The 18,427-nt window shown below is 60.8% G+C and carries 18 protein-coding genes and 1 riboswitch; of the genes, 17 read left to right on the top strand and 1 reads right to left on the bottom strand.

Annotation, left to right across the window (positions count from 1 at the left end):
* Positions 1–49 precede the first annotated feature (49 nt).
* From A6764_RS15695 to A6764_RS15670, 6 genes are all read left to right on the top strand, one after another.
* Complete coding sequence (locus A6764_RS15695) at positions 50–583, top strand: PTS glucitol/sorbitol transporter subunit IIC (RefSeq protein WP_065068197.1); 534 nt, start codon at positions 50–52, stop codon at positions 581–583.
* Between the two features lie 22 nt (positions 584–605).
* On the top strand, positions 606–1,625 hold the full coding sequence (locus tag A6764_RS15690) for a PTS glucitol/sorbitol transporter subunit IIB (RefSeq protein WP_065068198.1): 1,020 nt from the start codon (positions 606–608) through the stop codon (positions 1,623–1,625).
* 37 nt (positions 1,626–1,662) lie between these two features.
* On the top strand, positions 1,663–2,049 hold the full coding sequence (locus tag A6764_RS15685) for a PTS glucitol/sorbitol transporter subunit IIA (protein WP_065068199.1): 387 nt from the start codon (positions 1,663–1,665) through the stop codon (positions 2,047–2,049).
* An 18-nt stretch (positions 2,050–2,067) separates the two neighbouring features.
* Positions 2,068–3,375 (top strand): NAD(P)H-dependent oxidoreductase, encoded by a 1,308-nt coding sequence (locus tag A6764_RS15680; protein WP_065068200.1) that lies wholly within the window; start codon positions 2,068–2,070, stop codon positions 3,373–3,375.
* A 109-nt stretch (positions 3,376–3,484) separates the two neighbouring features.
* On the top strand, positions 3,485–4,450 hold the full coding sequence (locus A6764_RS15675) for a sugar-binding transcriptional regulator (RefSeq protein ID WP_065068201.1): 966 nt from the start codon (positions 3,485–3,487) through the stop codon (positions 4,448–4,450).
* On the top strand, positions 4,447–4,779 hold the full coding sequence (locus tag A6764_RS15670) for a hypothetical protein (RefSeq protein ID WP_065068202.1): 333 nt from the start codon (positions 4,447–4,449) through the stop codon (positions 4,777–4,779). The genes A6764_RS15675 and A6764_RS15670 overlap by 4 nt, the downstream gene beginning before the upstream one ends.
* 97 nt (positions 4,780–4,876) lie before the next feature.
* On the opposite strand, the gene A6764_RS15665 is transcribed toward A6764_RS15670, so the two are convergent.
* Entirely contained in the window at positions 4,877–5,068 is a 192-nt protein-coding gene (locus A6764_RS15665) for an alpha/beta fold hydrolase (RefSeq protein ID WP_141669803.1), read from the bottom strand.
* A gap of 159 nt (positions 5,069–5,227) precedes the next feature.
* Between A6764_RS15665 and A6764_RS15660 the strand changes: the two genes are divergently transcribed.
* The 11 genes from A6764_RS15660 to dnaK all read left to right on the top strand — a co-directional run bounded on the left by A6764_RS15660 (position 5,228) and on the right by dnaK (position 18,354).
* Positions 5,228–6,322: a M24 family metallopeptidase gene (locus A6764_RS15660; protein WP_255309793.1), complete on the top strand. Its 1,095-nt coding sequence runs from the start codon at positions 5,228–5,230 to the stop codon at positions 6,320–6,322.
* Between the two features lie 16 nt (positions 6,323–6,338).
* Positions 6,339–6,543, top strand: a riboswitch (cobalamin riboswitch).
* Between the two features lie 237 nt (positions 6,544–6,780).
* On the top strand, positions 6,781–7,791 hold the full coding sequence (locus A6764_RS15655; protein WP_065068204.1) for an ABC transporter substrate-binding protein: 1,011 nt from the start codon (positions 6,781–6,783) through the stop codon (positions 7,789–7,791).
* Between the two features lie 132 nt (positions 7,792–7,923).
* Positions 7,924–8,940 (top strand): FecCD family ABC transporter permease, encoded by a 1,017-nt coding sequence (locus tag A6764_RS15650; protein ID WP_035288645.1) that lies wholly within the window; start codon positions 7,924–7,926, stop codon positions 8,938–8,940.
* Entirely contained in the window at positions 8,937–9,737 is an 801-nt protein-coding gene (locus A6764_RS15645) for a heme ABC transporter ATP-binding protein (RefSeq protein ID WP_065068205.1), read from the top strand. The genes A6764_RS15650 and A6764_RS15645 overlap by 4 nt, the downstream gene beginning before the upstream one ends.
* Positions 9,738–9,848: 111 nt before the next feature.
* On the top strand, positions 9,849–10,397 hold the full coding sequence (locus tag A6764_RS15640; RefSeq protein WP_065068206.1) for a sigma-70 family RNA polymerase sigma factor: 549 nt from the start codon (positions 9,849–9,851) through the stop codon (positions 10,395–10,397).
* Positions 10,367–11,380 (top strand): hypothetical protein, encoded by a 1,014-nt coding sequence (locus A6764_RS15635; protein WP_065068207.1) that lies wholly within the window; start codon positions 10,367–10,369, stop codon positions 11,378–11,380. The genes A6764_RS15640 and A6764_RS15635 overlap by 31 nt, the downstream gene beginning before the upstream one ends.
* A 275-nt stretch (positions 11,381–11,655) precedes the next feature.
* Positions 11,656–13,473: a translation elongation factor 4 gene (gene lepA, locus A6764_RS15630; RefSeq protein ID WP_029097323.1), complete on the top strand. Its 1,818-nt coding sequence runs from the start codon at positions 11,656–11,658 to the stop codon at positions 13,471–13,473.
* 58 nt (positions 13,474–13,531) lie between these two features.
* On the top strand, positions 13,532–14,674 hold the full coding sequence (gene hemW / locus A6764_RS15625) for a radical SAM family heme chaperone HemW (RefSeq protein WP_029097322.1): 1,143 nt from the start codon (positions 13,532–13,534) through the stop codon (positions 14,672–14,674).
* A gap of 122 nt (positions 14,675–14,796) precedes the next feature.
* Positions 14,797–15,825 carry a heat-inducible transcriptional repressor HrcA gene (gene hrcA, locus A6764_RS15620; RefSeq protein ID WP_029097321.1) on the top strand — a complete coding sequence of 343 codons (1,029 nt, stop codon included), beginning with the start codon at positions 14,797–14,799 and terminating at the stop codon, positions 15,823–15,825.
* A gap of 61 nt (positions 15,826–15,886) precedes the next feature.
* On the top strand, positions 15,887–16,465 hold the full coding sequence (grpE, locus tag A6764_RS15615; protein WP_176703379.1) for a nucleotide exchange factor GrpE: 579 nt from the start codon (positions 15,887–15,889) through the stop codon (positions 16,463–16,465).
* Between the two features lie 50 nt (positions 16,466–16,515).
* Positions 16,516–18,354, top strand: a complete 1,839-nt coding sequence (dnaK, locus tag A6764_RS15610; RefSeq protein WP_065068208.1) for a molecular chaperone DnaK — start codon at positions 16,516–16,518, stop codon at positions 18,352–18,354.
* Positions 18,355–18,427 lie beyond the last annotated feature (73 nt).

The raw sequence follows: 18,427 nt of genomic DNA, 5'->3' as shown, positions 1-18,427 counted from the left end.
GGATCAAACGTCGTCTGGTCTCTTCATTTTATTGGAGGAGGTATGAGACATGGACTTTTTCGTTCATCTTGCGGAAGGGTTTATCGGCATGTTTCAAAAGGGCGGGGAGACCTTTGTCGGACTGGTGACCGGCATCATCCCGACGCTCATTTGTCTGATCACGGCTGTAAACGCTTTCGTAAAGTTTGTAGGTGAGGAACGGATTGAACGGTTTGCCGCCAGGTGCACGGGGAACATGCTGCTAAGGTACTCGGTTTTTCCCCTCTTGTCGATGTTCTTTTTGACCAATCCGATGGCGTACACCTTCGGCAAGTTTCTTCCCGAGCACCAGAAACCGGCGTTCTACGATTCCGCCGTGTCGTTCTGCCATCCCATCACCGGTCTGTTCCCGCACGCCAACCCCGCGGAGTTGTTCGTCTACATGGGCATCGCGACTGGGATCACCCAGTTGGGGCTGTCGCTGGGGCCGCTCGCCATCCGCTTTTTCCTGGTCGGAATCATCGTCATCCTGATCCGCGGCATCGTGACCGAGTACATTACCCGGATGATGCTGAAGCGCAGGGAAGCGCAGGCGTCGGCCTGACACCGAGAGGAGGGACAAGAGCATGAGCAGCTATCGCGCTGTTGTCATCACAAAAGGACAGGGCGGGTGGGGTGGCCCCCTGCGCATTCTGCCTACGGACGAGAAGAAATACATCGCCTCTATCACGGGCGGAGGGATTCATCCCGTGGCGGAACGGATCGCTCAGCTTACGGGCGGAGAGGCGGTCGACGCCTTTACGACCAAGGTGGAGCCGGACCAGATGGCCTGCGTCGTCATCGACTGCGGCGGCACTGCCCGCTGCGGCGTCTACCCCAAGTTGGGCGTGCTGACCGTCGACGTGACCCCGGCATCTCCGTCCGGGCCGCTAATGAACTTCATCAAGGAATCCAACTTCGTCTCCGGGGTGAAGACGGCCAACGTGGAACTGCAAACCGAAGCGGCCGTCGCCCAGGAGGCAGGCGAGCCGGAAAAGCCGAAATCGGCGCAGGAGCTGAAGACGGAGGCTCGGGTCAAAGTGGCCCGGATGCAGAGCCAGCAGCCGCAGCGCAAGCCCAATGTCATCGAGAAGGTAGGGCGGCTGATGGGCGGCGTCGTCGGCACCTTTTATCAGGCGGGGCGCGACACCGTTGAGCAGGTGCTGAAAAACATTCTGCCGTTCATGGCGTTTGTCAGCACCTTGATCGGGATCATTTTGTACACCGGGATCGGCGATGTGCTGGCCCACGTCATTTCCCCGCTGGCCGGCAGCTTTATCGGCCTCTTGATCATCTCCATTGTCTGCGCCCTGCCGTTTTTGTCGCCGCTGTTGGGGCCGGGGGCGGTGATCGCCCAGGTGGTGGGCGTGCTGGTCGGCGTGGAAATCGGCCGCGGCAACATCCCACCGCAGTTGGCCCTGCCCGCCCTGTTTGCGATCAATCCGCAGGTCGGCTGCGACTTCGTGCCGGTAGGACTGACATTGGGTGAGGCCAAACCGGAAACGATCGAGGTGGGCGTTTCGGCTGTGCTGCTGTCCCGCCAGATCACCGGCCCGCTGGCGGTGGTCATCGCCTATTTCATGAGTGTTGGCCTGTACAGCGAGTGAGCGGATAAAAAACACATGCACCGGGAGGTACGCGATCATGAAACCTTTGTTCCACTCCACCATTGTTGACATCGGCGAGCTGGTCCCCGCCTTTTTGCAGGAGAACACGCTGATTCTGTTCAACCACGACGTCCCCGAAGAACTGCGCGACATGGCGGTTCTGCACACCAGATCGGAACAGGCGGAGGAGGTCCTGCCAGGCGATTTTCTGATGATCGGCGATTGCTTGTACCGGGTCACCAGCGTGGGGGAAAAGGCAAACGAAACGCTGAAGACGCTCGGCCACTGCACGATCAAGGCGGACGGCAGGCCCACCCCGCAGCTGCCGGGCACGATCCATGTGGAGGAGCGGGCGATTCCGTCGCTGGAGTCGGGGACGGTCGTGGCGTTTGTCCGCGAGAAGGGTTCCGGCGGTAATCTGTAGAGAAAGAGGGAGAGGACCATGTTGGGTGTGAAAAAACGGTTGGATGCGCTGCACAAGGACGGCGGCTGCATTAGGGTCGGGCTTATCGGGGCCGGACAGATGGGGAGAGGGCTGATTGCGCAGATCGCAGGCATGCGCGGCATGCGCGTGGTGGCGGCGGCCGATCTGTTTCCCGAGAACGCCAGGCAGGCGTTTCGCCGGGCCGACGTGCCGGAAGCGGCGATGAAGGAAACGAATGATCCAGACAAAGCGGACAATTGGATTGCGGGCGGCCGCGCCGTCGTCACGACCGATGCGGTCATGGTGCCGCGCCTCGACAACGTTGACGTAATCGTGGACGCCACCGGGATTCCCGACATCGGGGCGCAGATGGCCTGCGAGGCGATTCAACACGGCAAGCACATCGTCATGCTGAACGTGGAGGCGGATGTCACCGTCGGCCCGCTGCTCAAGCGGCTGGCCGACGAGGCGGGCGTCGTCTACACCGGTTCCGCCGGAGACGAGCCGGGCGCGATCATGGAACTGTACGAGTTTGCTGACACGCTGGGCTTTGACGTCATCGCGCTGGGCAAGGGAAAAAACAACCCGCTGAACCTGCAGGCTAACCCGGATACCGCCCGGGCGGAAGCCCTGCAGAAAGGCTCCAGCCCGAAAATGCTGGCCTCGTTTCAAGACGGAACCAAGACGATGGTCGAGATGACGGCTGTCGCCAACGCGACCGGCTTCGTCCCGGACGTGCCGGGGATGCACGGGCGAAAAGCGCGACTGGAGGAACTGCCGCGGTTGTTTTCGCTGCAGGAACAGGGAGGGATACTTCAGCGCACCAAAGTGGTGGATTACATCGACGGCGTCGCGCCGGGGGTGTTTGTCGTCATCACCTCCACGATGCAGGAAGTGCACGACACGATGAAGTACCTGAAAATGGGCAGCGGTCCCCATTACCTGCTGTACCGCCCCTATCACCTGACCAGTCTGGAGACGCCGCTCTCGGTCGCCCGTGCCTACCTCATGAAAGAAGCGACGATCGCGCCCGAGTACGGGATGGTGGCGGAAACAGTGGCCGTGGCCAAAAAGGCGCTGGCCGCTGGCGAAGCGCTGGACGGGATCGGCGGCTTTACCGCCTACGGCCGGATTGTGACCGCCGCCGACAAACAGGCGATGAACGCGCTGCCGATCGGTTTGATCGGTCCGCACATCCGGCTGAAGCGGCCGGTGGCGTTGGGCGAGGTGATTACCTACGACGACGTCGAGTTTACCGAATCGACGCTGATCGGCCGCCTCCGCGAGCAGATGGACAGGGAGGCCGCCCGTCTCGCTGTCCGATGAAGCCGCCTGCCGGCGTTCCCGAGGTGTGTTTCGCCCCTGATGGATTGCGACCAACTGTGCTATAATGAAAATTGGAAACAGATAGCAACGGTTTTGATGAGGGGTCGCTATGTACAATTGGACAGAGAAGCGGGAACTGGTACGAGTTGCCAAAATGTATTACATGATGGAGCTGACGCAGGCGGAAATCGCTAAGAAGATGGGCGTCTCGCGGCCAGTCATCTCCAAGCTGCTGCAGCGGGCGAAGGATACGGGCATCGTGGAAATTTTCATTCGTGACGAGACCGTCAGCATGGTGGAGTTGGAGCAGCAGTTGGAGGCGGCCTACGGCATCGATGAAGTGATCGTGGTTCCCGCTCACGGCAGCGACAACGAGGAGATTGTGAAACAGCAGGTGGCCAAGGCGGCCGCCCAGCATCTGACCCGCTGGATTCGCAATAAAAAGCGGGTCGGCATTTCTTGGGGGACGACGCTGTACCACCTGGTTAACGAATATCCCTATGAAAAGCACCATAAAATGAAGGTATACCCTTTGGTCGGCGGCATCGGGCGGCATCGCATCGAGATTCACTCCAACCAATTGGCGTACGAGTGGTCGAAAAAGCTGGGCGGAACCTGCCAGTTCTTATATGCGCCGGCCATCGTGGAGTCAGTGGAACTGAAGCGGCAGCTGCTGGAGTCCTCGGATATCGGAGCGCTGCTTGAAGAAGCGAAAAAGGTGGAACTGGCTGTGGTCGGCGTGGGCAATCCGTTCGAATCGACGATGGAGCAGATGGGCTACCTGAAAGCGGAAGACATCGAGCATCTGCGGGCCGCCCAGGCGATCGGCGACATCAGCTCCCGCTTTTACAACCGGGACGGCGAAGAAATCGGCAACTCCCTCAACGATCGGGTGATCGGACTGGAGCTGGCCGATTTCCGGAGGATTCCCACCGTCGTTGGCGTCGCTTCCGGCACCAAAAAGCTGGAAGCGGTCTGGGGCGTGCTGCAGGGCGGCTATTTTGACAAACTGGTAATCGACGAAGCGCTGGCGGAGGCACTGCTGGCGAAGGCGCAAAGGGGGGAGAGCAGATGAGGAAGAAAAAGATGGAAGCAGCCCTGTACTGTCTGTCGTGCATGAACGAAACGGTACACGAAGTGACGTACATCGACGACATCCTGTACGAGGTGAGGTGCGAGACGTGCGGCAAGACGGATGCACGGACCTCGGGCATCGAAAAGGAGCTGTACCTGAATTACCTGCACCGCATCATGAGCAAGCCGAAGCGGGTGAAGGAGGAAGTCGAGGGCAGCATCCCCCATTTTCTCAAATCGCTCCCTTACCGCGTACTCAGCAAGCCGTTCCGCACATACTCGGAGTTTAAGGATTTGTGGAACTTTTGCCGGAAAAAATCTGACGGATAGGCCGGAGCCTCTGGGGCACCGGCTTTTTTACGTTTTCATCCGCCCGGTCCAAGAGCTGACCCAACTGGACGGATGCCTCTGCGCTCACCTTACATCGTCAGTCTCGCCTCCAACCGATTAAGACAAACTCCCGGCACCATTCGTTAAACGGCCCGGCGCCCCGGGTGACGACCTGATGCTTGACGCCGGGAATCAGGGCCAGCCGGGCGTGGGGCAGGTGCTCGGCCAGCATCCGGCCGTATGCGTACATCCGCTTGTCCTGCTGGCCGTAGACGAGCAGAACCGGCACGCGGATTTCCTGCAGCCGTTCGGTGCAGCGGTAGCGATGGCCCGCCGCGTACAGCCGGCACAGGGTGCGGGCGTCGGTTTTTTTTGCCCGTCCGCTTCTTTTTTTCCCGGGGACATGGTATCCTCGCAGTAGAAACCAAGAGAAAGCAGGGTGAGCGAGTTGTACCAGGAGCGCATGCAGCAGTTGCGCGCGTATATGGAAAAGGAAGAGCTGGACGCGGTGTTGATCACCTCGCCCAAACACGTTTACTATCTGACCGGCTTTTTTACGGAACCCCACGAACGGTTCATGGGCCTCATCATCCCGGCGCAGGGCGAACCGTCGCTGATCGTCCCGGCGCTGGATCGCGAAGCGGCGGCCGAGGCGGCGTCCGGCGTCAAGCAGATTCTGACGCATACCGATACGGACAATCCGTACGACGTGTTGAAACAGGCGCTGCCCGCCGGGTTGACGCGGCTGGGCATCGAAAAGAGCCACATGACCGTGGAGCGCTTCGAAGCGATGAGCGCGGTCGTGGCGGCAGCGCGGTACGCCGATGTGGAAGAGCCGCTCCGCGAAATGCGGCTGATCAAGTCGGCGGAGGAAGTGGCCCGCATCAAGCACGCCGTGCGGCTGGTGGAAGAGGCGCTGCGCGAGAGCCTGAAAAAAGTGAAACCGGGCGTCACCGAGATGGAGATCGTCGCCGAACTGGAGTACCAGATGAAGCGGCTGGGGGCGGACGGGCCGTCGTTTGACACGATGGTGCTGGCCGGGGAAAAATCGGCGCTGCCGCACGGAACTCCGGGCAGCCGGCAGGTGCGCGAGGGAGAACTGCTGCTGTTTGACCTGGGCGTGGCGGCTGACGGCTACGTGTCCGACATCACCCGCACCTTTGCGGTCGGCGAGATCAGCCCGCAGCTCCGGGAGATCTACGAGACGGTGCTCGCGGCCAACGAAGCGGCCATCGCCGAGGTGCGCCCCGGCGTCACGCTGGCTCACCTCGACCAGACGGCTCGCCGCGTGATCGAGGAGAAAGGGTACGGCCCGTATTTCATGCACCGTCTGGGCCACGGGTTGGGCATGGACGTCCACGAGTATCCGTCGGTTCACGGGCAAAACCAGGCAGTGCTTCGTCCCGGCATGGTCTTCACGATCGAACCGGGGATTTACCTCCCCGGCGTGGGCGGCGTGCGGATCGAGGACGACGTGCTGGTGACGGAAAACGGCAGCGAGGTATTGACGCAGTTCCCGAAACAGCTGACCGTCATCGGGTAAGGCTCAGACGAAAAAACGGAATAGCGCGTTTCACGGTGCCGTCCGGGTGCAGGTGCGCCCGGGCGCTTAAAAGGGAAGTTCGGTGAAAGTCCGACGCGGTCCCGCCACTGTGACGGGGAGCGCCCTGCGACAGCCACTGTCTCGCTTGATTCGGGGAGATGGGAAGGTGCAGGGGGCGATGAACCCAAGCCAGGAGACCTGCCGTGAAGCGATCACGCTCAACCCACGAGGATGGGGATGTGTGGAAAGCAGGGAACGGAAAGAAAAGGCGCCCCGCGTCTGTTCTTTTGTCGTGTCCGCATGCAGACTGGCATCTCTCGTCCAACACGGGGGATGCTTTTTTGTTGCTGCGGAACACGTGGGAAAAAGGTTTACAACGAGCGGGCGAGACCGTATCATGGAGGTTTTGTATAAAACGTAATGATTGCGATTATCAAATATGCAGAGGAGGACGTGTCATGAAAAAATTTCGTTTCAATTCCCGCTTTTGGCTGGTCAAAACAGTGCTGCTTGCCCTTCTCCTGTCGGCGTGCGGCAGTTCCCACCCGGACGACCGTCAACAGCAACCGGCCGCAGAGCCTGCAGCAGCGGAAGCGGCGCAGCCGGTTACCGTTCAAAACGGCGATCGCGTGCTGACCTTTGAACAGCCGCCCAAACGGGCCGTCACGCTGAATCAGCACACGACGGAAATCATGCTGGCCTTGGGTCTGGCAGACAGGATGGCGGGAACGGCCTATCTGGACGACCGCATTTTGCCGGAATACCGGGAAGCGTATGAAAAAATCCCCGTGCTGTCCAAGACATACCCGTCCAAGGAGGTGCTGTTGGCGGCGGAACCGGATTTCGTCTACGCCGGATGGAAAAGCGCCTTCACCGACAAAGCGGTGGGCACGGTGGAAGAGCTGGAGAAGCTGGGGATCAAGGCGTATCTGCATCAGTCCTCCAACATGACGTCGCCCACACTGGAAGACGTGTACACGGACATCCGCAACATCGGCCGCATTTTCCGCGTGGAAGCAAAGGCGGACGAGCTGATCGCCCGGATGAACGAACGGATGGAGCAGATCGCCAAGCGGATCGGACAGCCGGAAAAACCGCTGCGCGTGTTTGTCTACGACAGCGGGGAGGATCAGCTGTTGACGGCCGCCAACAACTACATGACCCGCTTGATCTCGATGGCGGGCGGCAAAAACATCTTCGACGACATCCCCAAGGGCTGGGCCACCGTCAACTGGGAAGAGGTTGTCAACCGGCAGCCGGACGTGATCGTCATCGTCGACTACGGCGACAAGACCGTCGAGCAAAAACGGGAGCTGCTGCTGTCGAAAAAAGAGCTGGCCGACCTGCCGGCCATTCGAAACCAGAAGCTGATCGTCCTCCCTCTCTCCGCAGCGGCAGAGGGGGTCCGGGCGCCAATGGCCCTGGAGACGCTCGCCAAAGGATTCTATCCGGAGAAGTTTCAAGACTAAGGCCGTGCGGGCGGGACGGAGCCGTCCTCTCCCGCCGCCTCACCACATTCGACAGGAGGGATTGGTTTGCGGAAAGCAGCGTTTTTCATCGGGGAGAGAGGCCGGGGTTGGTTCTGCGCGGTTCTCGTCGGTCTGACGGCTCTCCTGCTGGCGTCCGTCACGTTTGCCGTTACGCTGGGCTCGGTTGACATTCATCCCCGTACGGTCTGGGGAATTGCCCTGTCCAGGCTGCCGTTTTTCGGCGAATGGGTGCAGCCCGACTGGTCAAAGGCGGCGGAGACGATCATTTGGGAGATTCGGCTCCCCCGCGTCCTGCTTGGCGCCCTCGTCGGGGCCGGCCTCTCCGTAGTCGGGGCGGCCATCCAGGCGCTCGTCCGCAATTCCCTTGCCGATCCCTACATCCTGGGCGTCTCCTCGGGGGCGTCTGTCGGGGCCGCGTCGGTCATGCTGTTTGGCGCGTTCGGGCTGTATGGCCAGTACGCCCTGTCCGTCGGCGCGTTTACCGGATCGCTTGGCGCCCTCCTGCTGGTCTTTTTCCTCTCCCGGCTCGGCGGGCAAAACGCCACCGTTCGCCTGCTGATGGCGGGCATCGCCGTGTCTGCCGTCTTGTCCGCCGCGACCAGCCTGCTCGTCTTTTCCTCTCCCCAAGAACACGGCATTCAGGCCGTGCTGTTCTGGATGACGGGCAGCCTGGCCGGCGCCAAATGGGAGTTTCTCGCCCTCCCGGCTGCTGCCGTGACCGCCGGGCTTGCGTTTCTTCTGACCCGCTACCGGTCGTTGAACGCCATGCTGATGGGCGAGGAGACCGCCCGCACGCTCGGGGTGCATGTGGAACGGTTCCGCAAGGGGCTGCTCGTGATTACCGCGCTTTTGACCGGCGTGATGGTGGCCATCAGCGGCGCAATCGGATTCGTCGGGCTGATGATGCCTCACATCGTGCGGATCGTCGTCGGCTCCGACCATCGGCGGGTGCTGCCCGTCTGCGCCCTGCTGGGAGCGGTATTTCTCGTCTGGGCCGACGTGATCGCCAGACTGGCGTTCGCGCCGCAGGAACTTCCCATCGGGATCGTCACGGCCCTGTGCGGCGGACCGTTCTTTCTCTGGCTGATGCGCCGCAGTTCCTATTCGTTTGGAGGTGATGGACGGTGAACGTGACGGCCCAAGACCTTTCCGTGACGCTCGACAAAAAAGCAGTGCTCCACGATGTCGGCCTGCAGGTCCGGACAGGGGAGCTCGTCGGCCTGATCGGCCCGAACGGGAGCGGGAAGTCGACGCTGTTGAAGAGCATCTACCGCGTGCTGAAGCCGGACGCCGGGCTGATCTCGCTGGACGGCGATGATCTCTACCGGCTGTCGCCGCAGCAGGCGGCCCGGCGGATGGCCGTGGTGCGCCAGGAGTCTTCGATGGAAGTCGACTTCACCGTGGCCGAAATCGTCATGATGGGACGATTTCCGCACAAGCGGTTTTGGGAGGCGGATACCTCCGAGGATCAACAAATCTGTGAGGAGGCGCTGTCCCGGGTGGGGATGCAGGCGTTTGCGCAGAGAAGCTACCTGTCGCTGTCCGGCGGGGAAAAACAGCGGGTGCTGATCGCCAGGGCACTGGCGCAGCAGGCGAAGCTGCTCGTCCTGGACGAACCGACGAACCATCTGGACATTCGATGTCAACTGCACATGCTGGATTTGTTGAAAATGCTGCGGGTCACCGTCCTCGCCGCGCTGCACGACCTGAACCTGGCCGCGATGTACTGCGACCGTCTTTACGTGATCCGGGAGGGACGGATCGTCACCTCCGGCACGCCGGAGAAGGTCTTCACGCCGGAGCTGATCCGCGACGTCTTCGGCGTGGAAGCGGACGTGATGATCCACCCCCGGACGGGGAAGCCGCACATTTTCTTCATGCCGGAGCGGACGGGCGGCAGTCAGGCAGCCGTCTGGCATAGGTGACGTAAGACGTACTTCCGCGCACCTGGACCCGTTTTTCGCCATAAACGTTGTAACATTCCGTCGGCCGGCCGCATCTAAACAGGTGAATGCACACGAAGGGAGGCGCGCCGCGTGGAGAAACTGCAGCCGACGGCGGAAGCGGTGCTGGAACAGATCATGCGGGAATACGGGACGCGCGTGCTTCGCCTGGTCACCTTGATGGTGAAAGACCGCAGCCTGGCGGAAGACATCACGCAGGACATCTTTTTGAAAGCGTACCGTCACCTGCCCCGTTTTCGCGGCGAGAGCAGCATCCGCACCTGGCTCTACCGGATCGCCGTGAACGAGTGCAAAGGGTGCCTGCGCTCCTGGGCGTTTCGCAACCTGCTGCCTCGTTCCTGGATCAGCCGGGAGAGCGACGTGTCCGCGGAGCGGCAGGTCATGGAGCGGGCGCAACGGGACGAGCTGGTTCGCCTGGTGCTGGAGCTGCCGCCGCTGTACCGCCAGGTGATCGCGCTGCACTACTACGCCGATCTGTCCATCGCGGAAACGGCCGAGGTGCTTGGCGTGACGGAGGGAACGGTCCGGACACGGCTGCACCGCGCCCGGCAGCAGTTGAGACAGCGGATGGCGTCAAGGGAGGAATGGGAATGGAACGGGACCAATGGCTGCGAGAGCTGAAGGAGCGGGCCGACGAAACGGTGTGCAAGGACGTGACGTTTACCCCCGGAATGGAAGAAGCCGTGCGAAAGCGCATCAGACAGCGGTCGCAGCGGCAGAGGCGCGGACCGCTTCTGGCGTCGGCGTCCGCCGCGGTGACGCTGCTGGCCCTGTGGATGTGGTGGCCCGATGCGCTGCAGCCCAAGCAGCCGACCGCCCCCGGCCCCGCGCCGGAGACAACCGTACCCCCGCTGTTCGGCCTCGTCTCCTCTCCTCCCGTGCTGTGGAACCCGTCGCCGCAGACGGAGACGGTCCATGACGGCAAACCGTTCCGCTACGTCGGCGAGAAGCCGGTGCGCATCATCACGGATGAGCTGTACGAAGGACAGATGCAAAACGTGTTCTGGCTGCTGAATGGCCCGTTTGCCCCGGAAGTGAATCTGGTCGGGTGGAGCACCGAGGGGGAGCGCGTGGAGCTGGGCAGCTACCGGGTGGCGGGACCGCAGTATGACGCGGACGGCCATTTTCCTTCCGGGATCGTACTGCCGCATGCGGGCATCTGGAAGCTGCAGGTCGTCTCCGGCGGCAAGCATTTCGGACAGGTGTTCGTCGAGGTGAAGGAGGGCGTGTCGCCGGCCAACCGGGAACTGGTCACGCCGCTGATTACCCGCTACCTGCAGAGCGTCCGGGGCGATCTGGACTGGCTCGGCGGTGAGCGGGACGTCAAACTGGACGTGATCGGCGTGGAAGCCCCCAATGCGGAGAGCCGGCGCGTGTACGCATGGGTGCAGATCACCGGCAGGGGCGGGGACCATCAGCAGCCCGCGCTCAGCGCCCCGATGGTCTTTGACATCGCGTACAGGGTCTCTCGCGGCGGCAGCGCCGGGTACCAGGTCACAAGCCACCGCATGCCGGAGGACGGCAGCCGTTACCAGAGCAGCCTCGAGTCGATGTTTCCGCCGCAGATCGTGCAGAAACTGAAAAGGTACGGCTCTGCACACTGACAGGGCCGTACCCGGCTGCTGCTCCCCTAATTCTCCCGCCGCCCTCTCCTCCAGAAGGGGTGCGCCCAATCATGCCCCTTCCATCTCCCATCTTCCCTCTCCTTCCGCTCCGCCGCGCTGCAGAAGGCCGAGCCGCGCGCGGCATTTCGTCATGTCCGCTCCGTTCCTGCTTATTGCTCCGCTATCCCGCCTTTGTTATAATTGACGTTAGTGTATTTTTTCGGAACGCGATCTGAAAGCGACTTTTGGATGGCGTGGGAGGGAACAAACAACAGATGGATCGCCGTGAAAGACAGAAACGAATTCGCAACTTTTCCATTATCGCCCATATCGACCACGGAAAGTCAACCCTGGCGGACCGCATTCTGGAGCTGACCGGGGCGCTTTCGGCCCGTGAAATGGAAGACCAGTTTCTGGACACGATGGAGCTGGAAAAGGAGCGCGGCATCACGATCAAGCTGAACGCCGTGCGGTTGAATTATAAAGCGGATGACGGAGAGGAGTACATCCTGCATCTGATCGACACCCCCGGGCACGTCGACTTCACGTACGAAGTGTCCCGCAGCCTCGCCGCCTGTGAAGGGGCGCTCCTGGTGGTGGACGCCGCCCAGGGTATCGAGGCGCAGACGCTGGCCAACGTCTACCTGGCGCTGGACAACAATCTGGAGATCATCCCGGTCATCAACAAGATCGACCTGCCCAGCGCGGAGCCGGAGCGCGTCAAGCAGGAGGTGGAGGACGTCATCGGGCTGGACGCCAGCGACGCCTGCCTCACCTCGGCCAAAGCGGGCATCGGCATCAAGGACGTGCTGGAGGCGGTGGTGAAAAAGGTGCCGGCGCCAGAGGGCGACCCGGACGCGCCGCTGCAGGCGCTGATCTTCGACTCCTACTTTGACCCGTACCGGGGCGTGATCGCGTCCGTGCGGATTGTCAACGGTACGCTGAAAAAAGGCATGAAAATCAAGATGATGGCCACCGGCAAAACGTTTGAAGTGACGGAAGTGGGCACCTCCACGCCCCGCCAAACGCCGGTTGACGAACTGTCCGTCGGTGACGTGGGCTACGTCGCCGCCTCGATCAAGACGGTGGGCGACACCCGCGTCGGGGATACGATCACCGATGCCAACCGGCCGGCCGCCGAGCCGCTGCCGGGTTACCGCAAGATCAATCCGATGGTGTTTTGCGGTCTTTACCCGATCGACACCAGCGAGTACAACGACCTGCGCGAGGCGCTGGAAAAGCTGCAGTTGAACGACGCGTCGCTGCAGTTCGAACCGGAGACCTCGCAGGCGCTCGGCTTCGGCTTCCGCTGCGGCTTCCTCGGGCTTTTGCACATGGAGATCATCCAGGAGCGGATCGAGCGCGAGTTTAACATCAACCTGATTACCACCGCGCCGAGCGTCGTCTACCGCATCACCAAGACGAACGGCGAAGTGATCGAGATCGACAACCCGTCGAAAATGCCGGAGGCGCAAAAAATCGAGCAGATCGAGGAGCCGTACGTCACCGCGACGATCATGGTGCCCAAGGATTACGTCGGCGACGTGATGCAGCTCTGCCAGGGCAAGCGCGGCGACTTCCTCGACATGCAGTACATGGGGGAAAACCGCGTCCAGCTCAAGTACGACATGCCGCTCTCCGAGATCGTCTACGACTTCTTCGACCTGTTGAAGTCGGGCACCAAGGGATACGCTTCCTTTGACTATGAACTGGCCGGCTACAAGCCGTCCAAGCTGGTGAAAATGGACATCCTGCTCAACGGCGAAGTGGTCGACGCGCTGTCGTTCATCGTCCACCGCGACAGCGCCTACCAGCGCGGACGCGTCATCTGCGAAAAGCTGAAAGAACTGATTCCGCGCCAGCAGTTTGAAGTGCCGATTCAGGCCGCCATCGGCCACAAGGTGATCGCGCGCGAGACGATCAGCGCGCTCAGGAAAAACGTGTTGGCCAAGTGTTACGGCGGCGACATCTCCCGAAAGCGCAAGCTCCTGGAAAAACAAAAAGAAGGGAAAAAGCGCATGAAAGCCGTCGGCTCCGTCGAGGTGCCGCAAGAAGCGTTTATGGCTGTGCTGCGCATGGACGACAAGAAGTAGGCCTGACCGCGCGTCAGGTCTTTTCCATTCCACTACCGCAAAAAGGAGGGGAGCGGATATGCCGCAGTCGGTGTACATCCACATTCCCTTTTGCACCAACAAATGCTACTACTGTGACTTCAATTCGTTCGTCACCAACAACCCGCAGGTGATCTGGGACTACCTGGAGGCGCTGGACAAGGAGATGGAGCGGACGTTTGCCCAGTGGCCGCCGGAGAAGGTCAAAACCATTTTCGTCGGCGGGGGGACGCCGACGTTTCTCGACCGCGACCAGATGAAGGTCTTTCTGGAAGCCGTGCGGAAGCATACGGAACGCTTCTGGACCGACGATCTGGAATTTACGATGGAGGCCAATCCCGGCACCACCGACGTGGAAAAGCTCAGGCTGATGCGCGGGCTGGGCGTCAACCGGCTCAGCTTCGGCGTGCAGTCGTTCGACAACGCGCTCTTGAAGCGGCTGGGCCGGATTCACGACGTGGACGACGTCTACCGCAGCATCGACAACGCGGTGGCCGTCGGCTTTTCCAACCTGACCATCGACCTGATGTTCGGGCTGCCGGACCAGACGGAAGAGATCTTCCGCCGCACACTGGAAAAGGCGTTCGAACTGCCGACCACGCACTTTTCCGCCTACAGCCTGAAGGTGGAAGAAAACACGCTGTTCCACACGCTGTACCAGAAAGACCAGCTCCCGCTGCCCTCGGAGGAGGACGAGCTGGCGATGTACCTGATGCTGATCGAGGAAATGGAGGGGCACGGCTACCGCCAGTACGAGATCAGCAACTTTGCCAAACCCGGCTATGAAAGCCGGCACAACTGCACCTACTGGCTCAATGATGAATATTATGGGTTGGGCGCGGGGGCGCACGGCTATGTAAACGGCGAACGGCACGTCAACGCCGGGCCGCTGGCCGTCTACATGCGCATGTGCCAGGAAGGGCTGCCCCGGGTGGAGCAGTTTGCCGTCTCCCGCGAGGACGCCATGGAGGAACAGATGATACTGGGGCTGCGGCTGCGCGACGGGGTGAACCTCGCCCGGTTTGCGGAGCGCTTTGGCGTCACGGCGGAGCAGGTGTTCGGACCGGTGATCGACGAAGAGGTGGCAAAAGGGATGCTGGAACGGGCGGACGGCCACGTGCGGCTGACCAAACGGGCCCTTCCGTTGGGAAACGAAGTGTTCGCCCGCTTCCTGCGCGACTAGCGGCAGGCTTGAGGGGACAGGGTGCTGGGAAAACATTGACAAAACCTTCGCATATTGATACCTTAGTAGATAGATTTAGCACTCGATGCGGTTGAGTGCTAACAACAGGGGGCGAAGACAGCATGTTATCGGAACGCCAACGACTGATTCTCAATGCGATTGTCGATAATTACATTCATTCCGCCGAACCCGTTGGCTCACGCACCATCTCCAAACGGGAGGACATCGGCTTCAGCTCCGCGACCATCCGCAACGAGATGGCCGATTTGGAAGAGCTGGGGTACCTGGAACAGCCGCATACATCGGCAGGGCGCGTGCCCTCCACGAAAGGGTACCGCTTCTACGTCGACAACCTGATAAAACCGCACATGTTGAGCGATCTGGAGTTGAGCAAACTGAAACAGCTGTTTGCCGAACGGATTCATCACTTTGAGCAGGTGATCGATTACACCGCTCAAATTCTCTCGCACGTGACCAACTACACGGCCATCGTGCTGGGTCCGGAGATTTTCGAACAACGGCTGAAACACATTCAGATCGTTCCCCTGAATGAAACACAGGCGGTGGCCATCGTGGTCACGAACACCGGCCGCGTGGAAAACAAGCTGATTGACCTGCCGCAGGGCGTTCGCCCGCAGGAGATCGAGAAGCTGGTCAACCTGCTGAACAGCAAGCTGACCGACGTGCCGCTGTGGCAGCTTCGCCAGCGCCTGTATCAGGAAGTGGCGGGCGAGATGCGGCGCCATGTGGAGCAGTACGAAGAGATGCTGCAGATTCTGGAAGAGTCCCTCCAGCGGCAGGAAGGCGAACGCGTCTACCTCCGCGGTGCGACCAAGATCATGGATCAGCCGGAGTTCCGCGACGTGGACAAAGTGAAGGACATCCTGGAACTGCTGGAACAAAACGATCAACTGGTCCACTTGTTCGGACCTCCGACCGAGGGCATCACCGTGCGCATCGGACAGGAAAACCAGCTTGACGCGATGAAGGAATGCAGCATCATCACCACCTCGTATTACATCGGCGGCAAGCCGGTCGGGACGGTGGGGATTCTGGGGCCGACGCGGATGGAGTACAGCCGGGTGATCACCGTGCTCAACTATCTGGCGGAAGGTCTGTCGCGTATGCTGACATCGCAGTTTGAGAAATAGTAATGGAGTGAAAGGCTGACCCGGTGCAGCGGCAGCGGACAGTCTGGGGAGGTATCGAACGTTGAACGATGACAAACTGACGCAAGACCAGGCACAGGAAAAGGAAGCGGAAGCTGCAGCAGCCGAGCAGCAGGAGCAGCAGGAAACCGCCGGCCAGGAGCAGCAGGAGCCGGCGGCGGAGATCGACTGGCAGCAGGAAGCGGAACGCTGGAAGGCGCAGGCGGAAGAAAACCAGAACCGCATGCTGCGCGCCTTGGCCGACATGGAAAACCTCAGACGGCGGACGCGCAAGGAGCAGGAGGATCTGGCCAAGTACGCCTCGCTCAAGATCATCGCGGAGCTTCTGCCCGTGCTCGACAATTTCGAACGGGCGCTGGCTGCCGACAAGGATTCGATGACCGTCGAATCCCTGCTCGAAGGCGTCAACATGGTGTACCGCCAGATGGTGCAGATCTTTGAACGGGAAGGCTTGACGCCGATCCAGGCGGCCGGCCAACCCTTTGATCCCAACGTGCACCAGGCGGTGATGCAGGCCGAAGACCCCGCGTACGAATCGGGCGTGGTCGTGGAAGAGCTGCAAAAGGGCTACCTCTTCAAGGATCGCGTCATCCGGCCTGCGATGGTCAAGGTAAACGCCTGACCGTTCTTATATGATTCCAGTTCGACAGAAGTGTAAGGAGGATATCCAGTATGAGTCGCGTTATCGGTATTGACTTGGGAACCACAAACTCTTGCGTAGCCGTAATGGAAGGCGGCGAACCGGTCGTCATCACCAACGCGGAGGGCAACCGCACCACTCCGTCTGTCGTCGCGTTCAAAAACGGCGAGCGCATCGTCGGGGAAGCGGCCAAACGCCAAGCCATCACCAACCCGGACAACACTGTGATTTCCATTAAACGCCACATGGGTACCAACTACAAAGTAACCCTGGAAGGCAAGGAGTACACGCCTCAGGAAATTTCCGCGATGATTCTGCAAAAGCTGAAAGCCGACGCGGAAGCGTACCTGGGCGAACCGGTCACCAAAGCGGTGATTACCGTTCCGGCTTACTTTAACGACAGCCAGCGTCAAGCGACCAAGGACGCCGGCAAAATCGCCGGCCTGGAAGTGCTCCGCATCGTCAACGAGCCGACGGCGGCGGCGCTGGCGTACGGCATCGAAAAAACGGAAGACCAAACCGTGCTCGTCTACGACCTGGGCGGCGGTACCTTCGACGTCTCCATTCTGGAGCTGTCCGACGGTTTCTTTGAAGTAAAAGCCACTTCCGGCGACAACCGCCTGGGTGGTGACGACTTTGACCAGGTGATCATCGACTACCTGGTGAGCGAGTTCAAAAAGGAACACGGCATCGACCTGTCCCAGGACCGCATGGCGCTGCAGCGTTTGAAAGACGCCGCGGAAAAGGCGAAAAAAGATCTCTCCGGCGTGCTGACCACGACCATCTCGCTGCCGTTCATCACCGCGGACGCGACCGGTCCGAAGCACCTGGAGGTAAACCTGACTCGCGCCAAGTTTGAAGAGCTGTCCGCGCACCTGGTTGAGCGCACCATGGGGCCTACCCGCCAAGCGCTTGAAGATGCGGGACTGACGCCGAACGACATCGACCGCGTCATCCTGGTCGGAGGTTCCACGCGGATTCCGGCCGTACAGGAAGCGATCAAGAAATTTATCGGCAAAGAGCCGCACAAAGGGGTTAACCCGGACGAAGTGGTGGCGCTGGGCGCAGCCGTTCAGGCGGGCGTGCTGACCGGCGACGTGAAAGACGTCGTGCTGCTCGACGTAACCCCGCTGTCTCTGGGTATCGAAACGCTGGGCGGCGTGTTCACCAAGCTGATCGAGCGCAACACGACGATTCCGACCAGCAAGTCGCAGATCTTCTCCACGGCGGCCGACAACCAAACCTCCGTGGAAATCCACGTGCTGCAGGGCGAACGTCCGATGGCGGCCGACAACAAGACGCTGGGCCGCTTCACGCTGTCCGACATCCCGCCGGCACCGCGCGGCGTTCCGCAAATCGAGGTAACGTTTGACATCGACGCCAACGGGATCGTGAACGTCCGCGCCAAAGACCTCGGCACCGGCAAGGAGCAGCGCATCACCATCACCTCCAACTCCGGCCTGACGGACGAAGAGATCGAGCGCATGGTGAAAGAGGCGGAACTGAACGCCGAGGCGGACAGAAAGCGCAAGGAAGAAGTGGAGCTCCGCAACGAAGCGGATCAGCTCGTCTTCACGACCGAAAAGACCTTGAAAGAGGTGGAAGGCAAGGTCGACAAGGCGGAGATCGACAAGGCCAACGAAGCCAAGGACAAACTGAAAAAGGCGCTGGAAGGCGGCAAGATCGACGAGATCAAGACTGCCAAGGACGAACTGTCCCAGGTAATCCAACAAATCTCCGTGAAACTGTACGAACAGGCCGCACAAGCCGCTCAGGCGGCACAAAACGCGGCTGGCCAAGGCGCATCCGGCGAGGCGAAAAAGGACAACGTCGTCGATGCTGACTACGAGGTTGTCGACGACAAGAAGTAATCGAGCGTGAACGAAAAAAAGTCAAAGTCACGGAATGCTGACTTTGACTTTTTTTCAAGTCAGTCACATGCTA

The sequence above is a fragment of the Brevibacillus sp. WF146 genome, assembly GCF_001673705.2.
GTDB classification, from domain to species: domain Bacteria; phylum Bacillota; class Bacilli; order Brevibacillales; family Brevibacillaceae; genus Brevibacillus; species Brevibacillus thermoruber.
Note: the sequence above shows the minus strand (reverse complement) of the source record. Positions and strands in the feature narration are given on the sequence as shown.